We start from the raw sequence: 12,950 nt of genomic DNA, 5'->3' as shown, positions 1-12,950 counted from the left end.
GAGCCGCATCCAGAATTGAAGTGCCGTGCCAACGCGATCGCATCGGAACGTCTGTGTTGCGGCTTGTGTGCGCGCTGGATACAGCGCCTTGCCAGTTCGATCTATTCGCCGGATTGGCGACGGGGCGTGCGGTAGGAGGTGTCGCTTCGGCCGCCGCTTGAATGCCGCGGCGTCAGAAGGGAGGCCGAAAAACGCCGCTACGCGCAAGTCAGCGCGTGCTTTGCGCGTAGCGGCGCCTTTGCCCAACGATATTGCCGCGACGGCCGCAGCGTCCACGCGTGTCAGGAGAATTCGACGCGTCTGGGGTTAGGAACCTTCGTTTGCGTCGTTTTCATCCTGATCATGTTTTGTATGGCTATAGCAAACTGATCCTGTTCGCTGAAGAATCGGATGCAGCTTCGTACGAGGGAGATCAGGAGACCGTGGGTGTGACGGACGATTCCCTTTGTCGACGGCCGAACATCCAGGAGATGACCGCCGATACGACCAGCGTGCCGCTAACGAAGTAGAGTCCGAACGAGTAATCGCCACCGATTTCGCGTAACTTGCCGATGACCATTGGGCCGATCGTACCGCCGATCAGACTGCCCATCGCATTGATCAATGCGATGCCCGCTGCCGCAGCCGATCCCGAGAGGAACTGCGTAGGCATGCTCCACAGCGGCGGTTTCGCCGCGTTGATGCCGAAATTTGCGACCGACAGTCCGACGATCAGGAGCAGGGCGGACGGTGCATACCCGGCAAGCAGCATTCCTGCGGCCGCTGCCAGACATGCGATCGACACGTGCAATCTGCGTTCGCCGGTGCGGTCGGAGTTTTTCGCCCAGAGCACCATACCGACGACGGCGACGACATTGGGAATAGCGTTGACGAGCCCTAGTTCGAAATAGCTGAAGCCGAAGTGGCTAATGATCATCGGCGCCCAAATGCCAATCGCGTACAGACCGGTCGAGGTGCCCGCATACACCAGGGCGAGGGCGAGCACTCGCGGATCCTTCGTGGCCGCCCACACGCTGGATGCCGCGTTCGTCGACTTGGCGGCGCGCTCCCGGGCCATCTCGAGCGTGAGCCACTCACGCTCGTCCGTATCGAGCCAGCGCGCATCTTCAGGTTTGTCGGTCAGGAAGAAGAACGCGATCACGCCGAGCGCGATGGTCGGTGCCGCTTCGAGAATGAAGAGCCACTGCCAGCCATGCAGTTGTGCGATGCCGTCCATGCCCATGATGGCGCCGGAGATCGGCGAGCCGATCATGTTCGACAACGGCGCGGCGGTCATGAAGATCGCCGTCACGAGCGCTCGATGCCGGGCCGGAAACCAGTAGCTCAGGTACAGAATGATGCCGGGGAAGAACCCGGCCTCCGCCAGCCCTAGCAAGAACCGCAGTACATAGAAGCTATAAGGACCGCTGACGCTCGCGGTCCCAGCGGAGAGGGCGCCCCACACGACCATGAGCAGCGCGATCCACCGCCGTGCGCCGACGCGCTGGAGCGCGAGATTCGACGGCATGCCGAACACAATGTAGCCAACGAAAAAGATTCCCGCTCCGAAGCCGAACATCGCCGGCGAGAGCCCGATGTCGTGATTCATCGTCAGGCCGGCGAAGCCGACATTGACGCGGTTCAGGAAACTCACGAAATAGAGCGCGATGATGAATGGCACGATGCGCCATGTAATCTTCTTGACTGTGCGCGTTTCTAGCGCGTGCGTGTGCGGCACGGTAGCGCGTTCGGCAGGCTGGGGCATGCTGGTCTCCCGCCGGCGCGTTCCACGCGCCGGTCTCGTTATCAGGTTGAAATTCGCGTTGCTCGATTACGACATGTTGCGTTGTTGGGCGGGAAGATCGATGCGTGCCCACGGATTGGCTGCCCAATGCCGCTTTTCGAATGTGTCGATCTCGTCGGATTGCTGCAGCGTCATCTGAACCATGTCGAGACCATCCATGAACATGCGTTTTTGCCTCGACGGGATCGAGAACGAATGGCGCTCGCCCGAGGCGGTCACGACCACTTCGTTCTCGACGTCGATCGACAACTGTTTGGTGTCCGTTTGAGCAAGTTCGGCGACGAGTGCATCGACTATCTCGGGCGCGAGCGTCACAAGCAGCAGGCGATTGTTGCCGGCGTTGAAGTAGAAGATCTCGCCGTAGCTGGGAGCGATGATCGCTTCGATGCCGGCTTGTTGCAGTCCCCACACGGCGTGTTCGCGGCTCGACCCACAGCCGAAATTCGAGCCGGCGATCAGAATGCGTGCGCCGTGATATTCCGGGCGATTCAGTACGAACGTCTCGCGGGGCTGACCGCGGTCATCGTAGCGCAGGTCGTAAAGCAGTCCGCGCGCAAGCCCCGACTTGTCGATGCCGAACAGGAACTGCTTCGGCATGATCTGGTCGGTATCGAGATTATTGATGGGCAACGGTGCTGCGATGCCCTGAATAAGACGGCGATCAGCCATGTACAAGCTCCTTGCGAATGTCGACGATATGACCCGCGATTGCGGCGGCAGCGGCCATGGCGGGGCTCATCAGGTGGGTCTTGCTGCCGCGGCCCTGGCGGCCCTCGAAGTTGCGATTGGTCGTCGAAGCGCAGCGCTCGCCCGGTGAGAGGACGTCGTCGTTCATCGCGAGACACATCGAGCAGCCGGGCTGGCGCCATTCGAAGCCTGCGTCGATCAGGATCTGGGCAACGCCTTCGCGCTCGGCCTGGTCGCGGACCATGCCGGAACCGGGAACGACCATGGCGCGAACCGATGCCGCGACCTTGCGTCCCCGCACCATGGCCGCTGCCGCTCGCAGATCTTCAATGCGTGCATTCGTGCACGAGCCGATGAACACACGATCGATCGGCGTGCCCTCGATGCTTGCGCCGGCCGGCAGTGCGATGTAGTCGAGTGCCTTGCGCGCGGTTGCCGCATCGATTCCGGTTGCCGTGTCGACCTCGGGAATGTGCCCGTCGACGGGAATGGCCTGGTCTGGACTCGTGCCCCACGTAACGTACGGCGCGATTTGCGATGCATCGACATGATGTTCGACATCGAAGACAGCATTGGGGTCCGAGCGCAGCGAGCGCCATGCGGCCGTCGCGGCATCGAGCGTCGCTGTATCGAGGCCACGCACGCGGGCCCGCACATAGTCGATCGTCGTGTCGTCCGGTGCAATCAGCGCGGCGCGCGCGCCGGCCTCGACGGTCATGTTGCACAGGGTCATTCGCGCCTCGGCAGAAAGCGAAGCGATTGTCGATCCGGCATATTCGAGCGCGAAGCCGCGGGCGCCCTGTGCACCGATACGGGCAATGATATGCAGCACCAGGTCCTTCGACGTGGTGCCAGGGGGCAGTTCTCCGTCGACGGTGATCCGCATGTCATTCGCCACGCGATAGACGAGCGTTTGCGTCGCGAGCACGTGTTCGACTTCGGAAGTGCCAATTCCGAAACCAAGTGCGCCGAGCGCACCGTAAGTCGTCGTGTGGCTGTCGCCGCACAGTACGACCATGCCCGGCCGGATCAGTCCGATTTCCGGTGCGACGACGTGCTCGATCCCCTGTGCCGGATCGTTCACGTCGAACAGGTGGATGCCTTGCGTGACGCAGTTGCGTGTGAAATTCGCGGCTTGCTTTGATGCGTCGACGATGTCGATCGTGCGGGAGGCAACCGGCACCGCGCGCGTCGGGATGACGTGGTCGACAATGCCCATTTGCTGCCGTGGCCGGCGCACGAGGAGGTCTTTCTCGGCGAGTCCGGCGAACGCCTGCGGACTCGTGTATTCGTTCATGATGTGCAGGTCCGCATACAGCAGCACATGCTGCTCGTCGAGGCGGTCGACCGTATGTGATGCGACGAGCTTTTGATAGAAGGTGTGCGGCATGGACTCCTCTGGCCGGTTGAATCTGAAGCGCGGGGCGCGGTCATGATCGACCGATGGGCATGAGTCTAATTCGCCGATTCGGTTATAGAATTCAGTAAAATCTAAACTACTCTTAAATCATATTTATCAATGAATGCGGTATCGGACCTCGAATTTTTCGTCGAACTCGTCAAGCATGGCAGCCTGTCGGCGCTCGCGCGGGACGTTGGGGTCACGCCGCCGGCGGTGAGCGCGCGTCTTGCCCAGATCGAGCGGCGCCTCGGTGTGCGGTTGCTGAACCGGACGACGCGGCGGCTGAGCTTGACGCACGAGGGCGAGCAATACTTGACGACAGGGTCGAAGCTGCTGTCTGCGTTACAGGAACTCGACCGGACCATTTCGAGCAGCAGGGCGACGCCAAAGGGGCTGCTGCGCGTCAATGCGACATTCGGCTTTGGCCGCCGTCACATCGCCCCGGCTATCGCAGCGTTTCATCGCCAGTATCCCGACGTCGAGGTACAACTCGAGTTGACGGATCGCCCATTGAATCTCGCCGAAGCGGCGTTCGACGTCGGCGTCCGGTTCGGCGAGATTCCTGATTCCAGGTTGATCGCACGCAAGGTCGCGACCAACCGCCGGATGGTCTGCGTGTCGCCGATCTACGTGCGCGCGAAAGGCGAACCCGACACGCCGCGCGATCTGCAGCGGCATCAATGCATCGTACTCAGAGAAAACGACACGGCCTACGGCACCTGGCATTTCAGCAAGGGGAAGCGCCACGAGACGGTCAAGGTGCACGGCGTGCTAAGCAGCAACGATGGCGAGGCGACGCTGGTCTGGGCGCTTGACGGACAGGGCATCCTGATGCGTTCGGAGTGGGATGCGACCACTTATCTGCAGTCTGGCCGTCTCAAGCAATTGCTGCCCGATTGGTCGTTGCCGCCGGCAGACATCTATGCTGTGTATCCAGAACGGCTCAATCTGACGGCGAAGGTGACGGCGTTCGTGGAGTTTCTCAAAGGCTTTCTCGGGAAGGGGCCGGGAGCGGGTTGAGATGGCGAAAAAGCGGGTGGTTTCCCGCTCACCTGCGATTCGCACGCAACCCGTAACACCTCCGTCGAGCCGGCTGGCAATGGACGTTGTGCCGCGCGTCTAGTCGGCGTCGTCGACGCGTTTCCAGAATTCGAACGCAGCGACGCATGCGTTGCGCGGCGCGCCCGTGGCGAGCAGCAGCCAGAGAAGCAGGCGCGCCTTGCGCGGGCCGAGCCACCCTGAAAACAAGGCGCCACGGCGGGCCAGATCGATTTCTGAACCGGAAAATCCATAGGTACGCGCTGCCGTCGATCCCGATCCCGTGCGGCTGGAGATGACGATCGGCAGCCGCGGCGCCAGCGCCTCGATGCGCTGTGCTTCGTCATCCGAAACATGCCCTGCGCCGTAGGCCGCGATGACGATCCCGTGATATCCCGCGTGGGCGACCGCGTCGAGCATCTCACCTGTCTCGCCCAGACATGTTTCGACGAGTGCCACTCGAACCGACAGGTCGGGCTTGGCGAAGCGCTGGGAATAACGCCTGGACGGTGGGCGAAAATACTGGGGCACACCTTCGAGCACCATGCCAGCTGGCCCAACGACCGGCGACTCGAAGGTTTCGACCGACCTCGAGTTCGCTTTGCGCACCCAGCGCGCCTCATGGATCGTGTTGTTCATGACCACGGCTACACCGCGCCCGCGACTGGCGCTGTACGCCGCGCAGGCCACCGCGGCAAGAATGTTGGCGGGCCCATCCGCGCCTGCGGCCAGCGGCGTGCGCATCGCCCCTGTGACCACCAGCGGCTGCGGATGCGTCCACAGAAGGTCGAGCAGGAAGGCGGTTTCCTCGAGCGTGTCGGTACCTTGGGTCAGGACGATCCCGGCGTAGCCGGCAGCCACCATGCGCTCTGCCCACATCAGACTGTCCAGCACATGCGCAAGGTTCAGCGAAGGGCTGGGTAATTGCAAGAGGGTCTCGGCGTGAATCTGCGCGATATCAGCCAGACCGGGGACCGCAGTCACCAATTGTTGCGCGGAAAGACGTGGCAACGCGCCAGCGTCGGCATTGTTCGCGGTCATGCATATCGTGCCGCCTAATGCCCCGACGGCAATGCGCGGACGGTTCATCGAAGCGTTCCTTTCGAGTGCGTTGAGAATCTCAGCTTAAACCGTAGCTCAAATAGCGTGCGAAGATTCGCTACCGGCGAGGGGCGCCCTTATTGCGCCCGGAATCGGTGCGATAGCGATCTTGCGCTGCGCGATGCACTGTCCTCGCGCACACTTGCACAAGTTTCGCGCATTGCCGTGTAGTCATGCCGGTAGGACAAGCTTCTGACTTGTCCACACGTATTGAATTTACCGCGTGATGGCACGCTTCGTGCCTATATGTACGTAAATGGCAATTATTGCGAGTTGCAATTAACGTGGCATGATGGAATCGGAAGTCAACCTGTCGGAACACGTGTGGATGCCAGGGGCGCAACGCAACCGGAGATGATGGACGCGTATACGACCTCGCCGGAGGGCAAGACCTGGACGGTCACGCTTCGCAAGGGCCTCGCGTTCAGCGACGGCAAGCCGGTTACATCAGCTGACGTTATCGTGTCGCTCACGGGCTGGCGAAGCGATACCTTCTATCTGACTTTTCTATTAACCACTCGTAACATTTCACCAGTCGGATCCCACTCATGGAAGACTATTTTGTATTCAATGCCGGAAACGTGGTGCTGCAATCCGGTATCACGTTCAGAGATGCGAAGCTCGCCTATCAAACCTACGGAAAGCTGAACGCAGAAAAATCGAATGTCATTCTGTATATGACGTCGTTTTCCGCGCATCACTATGACATCGAGTGGATGGTCGGTCCGGGCAAGGCGCTAGACACCGAAAAGTACTTCGTCGTTATTCCGAATCTGTTCGGCAATGGACTGTCATCCTCGCCCAGCAATGCAACCGAGCCCTTTAGCGGAAGCCGTTGGCCGAATTTTACGATGGCCGATAACGTCGCGATCCAACACCAACTTCTGACGCAAGAACTCGGCATCGACGTTTTGCAATTGGCTTGCGGATGGTCGATGGGTGGGTTGCAGGCGTATCAATGGGCATCAATGTATCCGGAGATGGTTAGGCGGCTGGTCGTGCTTTGCGGCGCGGCAAAAACCTCGCCGCACAATCAGGTATTCATCGAGGGCGTCCGCGCGACCCTGACGACGGATCCCGGTTTTCAAAACGGGACGTTTGTCGAGCGTCCCGAGCGCGGTTTGCGGGCCATGGGCCGCAGCTACGCCGCAATGGCGATGTCACAGACGTTTTATCGCAACGAGGTGTGGCGGGAGGCCGGTTTTTCCTCGCTCGAAGATTATCTCGTGATGTCGTGGGAGGCGAATTTCCTTAAGCGCGATGGCAACAACCTCTTGGCTCATCTATGGACATGGCAGCATGCGAACATCGCCGCTAATTCCAAATATAACGGCGATTTTCACGCGGCGCTGAAGGCAATTACGGCAAAGGCGTTGATCATGCCAAGCGAAACGGATCTGTATTTCCAGGTGGAAGACAACCGCCTCGAGGTCGAGCAAATGCGAAACGCCAAGCTCCTTCCCATTTCGTCGATATGGGGCCATCGCGCCGGACTGCCGACAGCCAATCTGGACGATGCCGCGTTTATTTCCGCTGCGATAACCCGGCATCTTGAGGACTGACGAGCTGGAGATGCCGCAGCAGTGTCTCATGTTTCTCTTGCAATCCTCCATCGGCACCGCCAGCCCCCACGCGAATGCTGTCGAACAACATTGCAGAACTCGCTGATGCGGATGCTAGTGCGACTACAACATGTCGGTTGGGACGTCACAGGCGTCCCCGGCATGGCAGTCATCCGGCCTAACGAGCCTTGGTCCCAGGTAGCACGATTCTTTCCGGATGCTTTCGAAGCGAGCCTTTCCACAGGCATGGCGTACTGCTTGACGCAGCAACCTACGCGGCCAGTCAGCCTGGTTACGGAACAAAGACAGTCCACACGAACCGGCGGCGTTCTCCATCATCGGCGAGCGTTGAGAACGACATAGTGCGCAACGCGATGAACCGAGTCGGTGTTTCGGCAGACCGCGTCGTCACATTTAAAGCGCTCCCTGGGGTCGTCGCAGCCATATGGGCCGGCGAATGCGGATATTGAGCCCGGAATCGGTGCAAGGGCGATATTGAGTTGCGCAGTGCACCTTTCTCGCGCGCGCCGCGCATGGATTTTGCGCATGGCCATGTGTGCGTCGCGGTATAAAAACGCCTGTTTTATCCATGAAAACAGGGTTTGCCGCATCGTGGCACACTTCGTGCGCGTAGAGACAACATGTAAATGACAATTATTGGAAAATGCAGCTATATCGACACGATGCAAGCGCACTAGCAGATTGTCGAGGCTGTCGTTTTCAATGCTGGTTCACCTGAACTTACGCTTCGGTGTACTGAGCAGGCTGTCTAGGAGTGTGGCGTCGGGCCTCCAGGCAAGCGCGCTGCCTGAGTCGTTTCGTGTCACTTATCTGTACGGAGTTGAAGTATGAGCACCCAGAATTTCGACGCCGGCATCAGCGCGCCGTTTGCACTTTCACTACGGAGCCGCTGGTGGCAATTGTTGTGCGGCCTCGTATGCGCGATGGTTGCGTCCAATCCCCAATATATCTGGACTTTGCTGACGCACCCGCTGACAGCGAAGCTCGGCGTGTCGCTGCCGAGTCTGCAGGTCACCTTCTCCATCCTCATTGTCTGCCAGACTTTTCTGTCGCCGCTCGAGGGTTACTTGATCGAGCGCTTTGGGCCGCGCTGGCTGCTGGCCGCCGGTGGCGCGATCACGGGGCTTAGCTGGGTACTGACGAGCCGCGCGGAGTCTCTGCTGTCCGTTTATCTCTGCTATGGCGTTCTCGGGGGAATCGGCGTAGGTATTGTCGTGGTCGGCACGATCGGGCTGATGGCACGCTGGTTCCCAGACCGTCGGGGCTTTGCGATAGGCGTAGTGATGGCGGGCTTTGGTATGGGCGCAATGCTCACGACGTTTCCGATCACCAATAGCATCGCGAGGTACGGCTATCAGAATACGCTGCTCGTCTATGGCGTGATCCTCGGCGTGATCGGCATACTTGCCGCGCTCGGCATGAGGCTGCCGCCGCCCGGCTACATGGCGGACTGGCGGCCACAGAGAGGCGCCACAGCCGTACCCGACACGCGGCCTGGCAATATGCTGCGCACGCCGTTGTTCTGGCTGATGTTCGTGATGATGTCGATGATGGCGACCTCCGGCCTGATGGTGACTTCGCAAATGGCAGTCTTCACGCGAGATTTCGGCATGGCGGGGGTCACCGTGTTCGGCCTCGCAGCTCTGCCGCTTGCGTTGACGATTGATCGTGTGGCGAACGGCGTGACGCGGCCTATGTTCGGATGGGTCTCCGATCTGATCGGACGCGAATACACGATGCTGATCGCATTCGGGATGGAAGCGGTAGCGATGACCTTGTGGCTCACGTTGCGGCACGACCCGTTGTTGTTCGTGCTGCTGTCTGGCGTCGTCTTTCTCGGCTGGGGCGAGATTTTTTCGCTTTTCCCTTCGACGCTCACGGACACCTTTGGCAGCAAGCATGCGATCGTCAACTACGCATGCCTTTCCTATGCACAAGGCGTCGGTTCGATCCTCGGCGGACCGGTGGCCGCACTACTCCATGAGCATACGGGCGGTTGGGACGCGGTGTTCGGCACGGCTATCGCATTGGATAGTTGTACAGCTGTGCTCGCGATCGCCGCACTCAGGCCGATGCGCCGAGCGTGGTTTGCCCGCGCATCCGGGCGCTCGTAATGCAATCGGCTACGGCCAGCTTGCTGGGCAACTCGCTTGCTCAACCCAGCGCATTCTGACGAATTTTCGGTTTGGTGCGCGAGGCGGTTGACGGGGTGACGGCTAATCAGCATTGATCCGCTTGCCGCACGGTCATCGCGCACGCGTGCCCCATTCGTGCGCGTTGCGGCATGCCCGGTGTCGCGCGGCAAGCGTCCGACTTGTCCGTACGTATGGGGAGTTACCATACGATGGTATGTTTCGTGCACGAATCGCGTAAAATTCAAATATTGTAGTGTGCAACTGAATCAGAGTAGCTGAATGGGAGAACAGCCATGGTGAAGGCGCCATATCCAAGACTGGAGCATTTGAATTTCCGCCTCGACGTACTAAGCGAGCTGGCCAAGGGCGTGGCGTCTGGTCTCTACGAAGCCGAATGCGATGTCACTCTGCGCGACCTGCGCGTGCTGCGTTTCGTCGATATGCAGCCGGGTATCTCCCTCGGTCCGCTGATTGAGCTGACATACCTTGAAAAGACACTGGTCTCAAAGCTGGTCACCGCGCTAGCTAATCGCGGCTTGCTGACGCGCTCTACCGGCACGACGGACGCACGTGTCATCAACCTGCACTTGACCAAAAAGGGCAAGTCAATTGTCCGGAAGTGCGATCGAATCGGCAAGATCTTCGACGAGCAACTCATGTCGGTTCTGTCAGCAGAGGAAAAGAGAGTGCTTTTTCACTGCGTGGACAAGCTGACGGAACACGTTGAGGAGGGCGGTGACTGGACGCTCCCGCCGACACGACGCAAGCGCACAGCCTGAATCATTTTTTCATTTATTGCGCACGACGCTACAGTCGTTAGACTCGCCAAACGAGGCTCATGCGCGTTTGGCCAAATAGGCATCGGCCAACGCAACGAGCCGTTCTCGCCCAAAGCTAACGTCGTGTCCCGCATGCACGACCTGCACGGGCAATTCGCGCAAGCGCTTCATCGTGCGCACATAGGTTGGGATATCGGCGCCACCGATTTCATCCAGAAGCGGGCCATCGTAGATCGCATCGCCGGAGAACAGGGTGCCGGATGCCGCTTCCCATAGGCCGATGCTGCCCGGTGAGTGGCCAGGCAGATGCAGTACCTCGAAATGCCGGTTGCCGAGGTCGACGATATTCCCTTCCTTGACGATTTCCGTGACTGTTGCCGCACGTATCTCGTAGTCGGACATCACATACTCCGCGCTGGGAAGGGCCGTGATCAAATCGCCGTCGAACGGATAGCCCGCTTCACGGTACCGGCGTATTGCGTTCTCGCCCAATACCGATGCCAGCAGCGTGCCGCGCTCGCGCGGCGAACGCAGGTTGTCGGCCTCCAACTCGTGGACCAGCGTATGCGCAAACTCATGATGTCCGCCAATATGATCCGAGTGCGTATGCGTCGCAACGGCTGTCACGTTGTTTTGCAAAAGATGCTGGGCCGCCTCCCGCAAACTGGCGATGCCCATGCCGGTATCTATCATCAGGTCGCGGTCGCGGCCGCGCACGTGCCAGATATTGCAGCGCATCAGTGGCACGACATGAGGCTCCCACAGCAGGGTGATATCGTCGCTGATACGTTTTAACTCGAACCATCGTTCGGCAATCGGCAGCATGGTTATCCGGCGTCGGTAGTATTCAAAACGCTACTCTGACACAGTCTGCTGCGCCGATCCAGCGCCGGCTGCCAGTGCTCTCTGCTGCACGCCGCTATTCTGGCGCGGCGACGGCATTTCGTGCTAGCGCTCCGAGACGCTCGACCGCTTTTTCCAGGTTGCTCGTCCACCGATAACCGGCGTTCAATCGCAGGCAATCGTCGTAGGCGCCGCCCTGGCCGAACAGATGTCCTGGGGCAAAGCCGATACCCTCGGCGCGTGCCTGCTCGAACATCGGGCGCGTGCTGACGCGAAGGTGGCCGGTGGCGGGTAACTTTAGCCAGAGAACGAAGCCGCCGCGTGGATGGCTCAATTCTGTGCCTTCGGGAAAGTGACGGAGGACAGCATCGCGTAGTGCACTCTGCTGATCCTGCAGCGCACCCTTGAGCCGTCTCAGGTGCAACGCGAAACCACCGCTGGAGAGCATCCCGGCGACGGCGGTTTGCTGCAATTCGGCCGTGGCCATGCTGGTGGTGTACTTCAGTGCCCGAACTTTCTCGCTAAATTTTCCCGCGGCAATCCAGCCAAGGCGCAAGCCGGGACACAGACTCTTCGAGAAGCCGCCGCACAGAAGTACATTGCCGGACGTATCGAAAGCCCGTGCCGGACGCGGCCGCGGCTCGTCGTAGCAGACGTCTCCAAAAATGTCGTCCTCGATCAAAGGGATGTCGCGCGCTTGTAGCAGCCTCACGAGTGCCGCCTTGTCCGCGTCTGACGCGATGCTGCCAACCGGATTGTTGGCGTTTGCAATCGTGACGACTGCATTGATGCGCGTTTCATTGAGCGCACTCTTTAGCGCGTCGAGATCCATCCCGGTGCCGGTTCGGCAAGGAATCGGCAGGACCCGAAGTGCGAGGGCGCCCAACATTTGCAGCAACACGAAATAAGTCGGCGACTCGACTGCCACGACATCGCCAGGGCGCGTCACGGCCCTGAGCGCAAGATTCAGCGCTTCGATGCAGCCGTTGGTCACAACCAGTTCGTCCGGGGCGAGTTCGCAACGATACTGCATCGCCTGACGAGCGATCTCTCGCAGCAGGTCAGGGTGTCCCGCCCCCCCGCGCATGGGCACCGACGAGGTCCGGCTGCTGATACGCGTGGCGGCGTAGCAGGACGCTCAGCCTGTCGACCGGGTAAAGCGATGGCTCCCCCACAGCGAGGTCCAAACGAACCGCACACGGCGCACCTACCATCGCAAGGTGATCACGGGCCTGGGCATCGAGTTCTGGAGGCGGATTGGGCCACCCTGTTGCTCGCGCGTGGCTGGAGTGCTCCGGTCGCCTGGCGACAAAATAACCGGATCGGGGGCGAGCCTCGATATGCCCTTGCGTTTCCAGCCAGCGCAGGGCCTGCATTGCGGTAGTGAGGCTCACGTCATGTTGGACTGCCAGCGCACGCACGGACGGTATGCGACTGCCTTCGCACAGTCCCGCATGGACGATTCCCTCCCACAATTGCTGAGCAAGTCGTTTATATCGTGGCAAAACGGATTCAGCTGCCTGCATGGTGTTCGATTCAACGCTGCGAATCTGTTATCTAACAGATTCGCCTTTGCTGTGTATTGGCTTGACACGATCG

At 60.1% G+C, this 12,950-nt stretch carries 12 protein-coding genes; 5 read left to right on the top strand and 7 right to left on the bottom strand.

The annotated features are described in order from the left end of the window. Positions 1 to 412: 412 nt before the first annotated feature. The 3 genes from P0D89_RS29475 to leuC all read right to left on the bottom strand — a co-directional run bounded on the left by P0D89_RS29475 (position 413) and on the right by leuC (position 3,860). A complete protein-coding gene (locus P0D89_RS29475) occupies positions 413 to 1,744 on the bottom strand; it encodes an MFS transporter (RefSeq protein ID WP_408361895.1) in 1,332 nt (443 codons plus the stop codon). A gap of 66 nt (positions 1,745 to 1,810) precedes the next feature. Beyond that, on the bottom strand, positions 1,811 to 2,452 hold the full coding sequence (leuD, locus tag P0D89_RS29470) for a 3-isopropylmalate dehydratase small subunit (protein ID WP_408361896.1): 642 nt from the start codon (positions 2,450 to 2,452) through the stop codon (positions 1,811 to 1,813). Continuing rightward, the gene (gene leuC / locus P0D89_RS29465) at positions 2,445 to 3,860 is read right to left on the bottom strand and encodes a 3-isopropylmalate dehydratase large subunit (RefSeq protein WP_408361897.1); all 1,416 of its coding nucleotides are present in this window, start codon (positions 3,858 to 3,860) and stop codon (positions 2,445 to 2,447) included. Before leuC ends, leuD begins: the two co-directional genes overlap by 8 nt. A gap of 129 nt (positions 3,861 to 3,989) precedes the next feature. Here leuC and P0D89_RS29460 point away from each other — a divergent pair, with 129 nt between their 5' ends. Continuing rightward, entirely contained in the window at positions 3,990 to 4,892 is a 903-nt protein-coding gene (locus P0D89_RS29460; protein ID WP_408361898.1) for a LysR family transcriptional regulator, read from the top strand. A gap of 99 nt (positions 4,893 to 4,991) precedes the next feature. On the opposite strand, the gene P0D89_RS29455 is transcribed toward P0D89_RS29460, so the two are convergent. Next, a complete protein-coding gene (locus P0D89_RS29455) occupies positions 4,992 to 5,999 on the bottom strand; it encodes an asparaginase (RefSeq protein ID WP_408361899.1) in 1,008 nt (335 codons plus the stop codon). A 258-nt stretch (positions 6,000 to 6,257) separates the two neighbouring features. Between P0D89_RS29455 and P0D89_RS29450 the strand changes: the two genes are divergently transcribed. From P0D89_RS29450 to P0D89_RS29435, 4 genes are all read left to right on the top strand, one after another. Further along, positions 6,258 to 6,659 (top strand): ABC transporter substrate-binding protein, encoded by a 402-nt coding sequence (locus P0D89_RS29450; RefSeq protein WP_408377607.1) that lies wholly within the window; start codon positions 6,258 to 6,260, stop codon positions 6,657 to 6,659. Beyond that, complete coding sequence (locus P0D89_RS29445) at positions 6,560 to 7,573, top strand: alpha/beta fold hydrolase (protein ID WP_408361900.1); 1,014 nt, start codon at positions 6,560 to 6,562, stop codon at positions 7,571 to 7,573. The genes P0D89_RS29450 and P0D89_RS29445 overlap by 100 nt, the downstream gene beginning before the upstream one ends. A gap of 848 nt (positions 7,574 to 8,421) precedes the next feature. Further along, a complete protein-coding gene (gene oxlT, locus P0D89_RS29440; RefSeq protein WP_408361901.1) occupies positions 8,422 to 9,708 on the top strand; it encodes an oxalate/formate MFS antiporter in 1,287 nt (428 codons plus the stop codon). Between the two features lie 314 nt (positions 9,709 to 10,022). After that, positions 10,023 to 10,508, top strand: coding sequence for a MarR family winged helix-turn-helix transcriptional regulator (locus tag P0D89_RS29435; protein WP_408361902.1), 486 nt, complete (start codon positions 10,023 to 10,025; stop codon positions 10,506 to 10,508). Between the two features lie 57 nt (positions 10,509 to 10,565). Here P0D89_RS29435 and P0D89_RS29430 read toward each other — a convergent pair whose 3' ends face one another. The 3 genes from P0D89_RS29430 to P0D89_RS29420 all read right to left on the bottom strand — a co-directional run bounded on the left by P0D89_RS29430 (position 10,566) and on the right by P0D89_RS29420 (position 12,877). Beyond that, positions 10,566 to 11,333 (bottom strand): MBL fold metallo-hydrolase, encoded by a 768-nt coding sequence (locus tag P0D89_RS29430; RefSeq protein WP_408361903.1) that lies wholly within the window; start codon positions 11,331 to 11,333, stop codon positions 10,566 to 10,568. A 94-nt stretch (positions 11,334 to 11,427) separates the two neighbouring features. Continuing rightward, positions 11,428 to 12,438: an aminotransferase-like domain-containing protein gene (locus tag P0D89_RS29425; protein WP_408377606.1), complete on the bottom strand. Its 1,011-nt coding sequence runs from the start codon at positions 12,436 to 12,438 to the stop codon at positions 11,428 to 11,430. Further along, the gene (locus tag P0D89_RS29420) at positions 12,413 to 12,877 is read right to left on the bottom strand and encodes a GntR family transcriptional regulator (protein ID WP_408377599.1); all 465 of its coding nucleotides are present in this window, start codon (positions 12,875 to 12,877) and stop codon (positions 12,413 to 12,415) included. Before P0D89_RS29420 ends, P0D89_RS29425 begins: the two co-directional genes overlap by 26 nt. Between the last annotated feature and the right edge of the window lie 73 nt (positions 12,878 to 12,950).

It is taken from the genome of Paraburkholderia sp. RL18-085-BIA-A (assembly GCF_046027075.1).
Classification (GTDB): domain Bacteria; phylum Pseudomonadota; class Gammaproteobacteria; order Burkholderiales; family Burkholderiaceae; genus Paraburkholderia.
The sequence above is the reverse complement of the archived record's forward strand: the minus strand, read 5'-3'. Positions and strand labels throughout refer to the sequence as shown.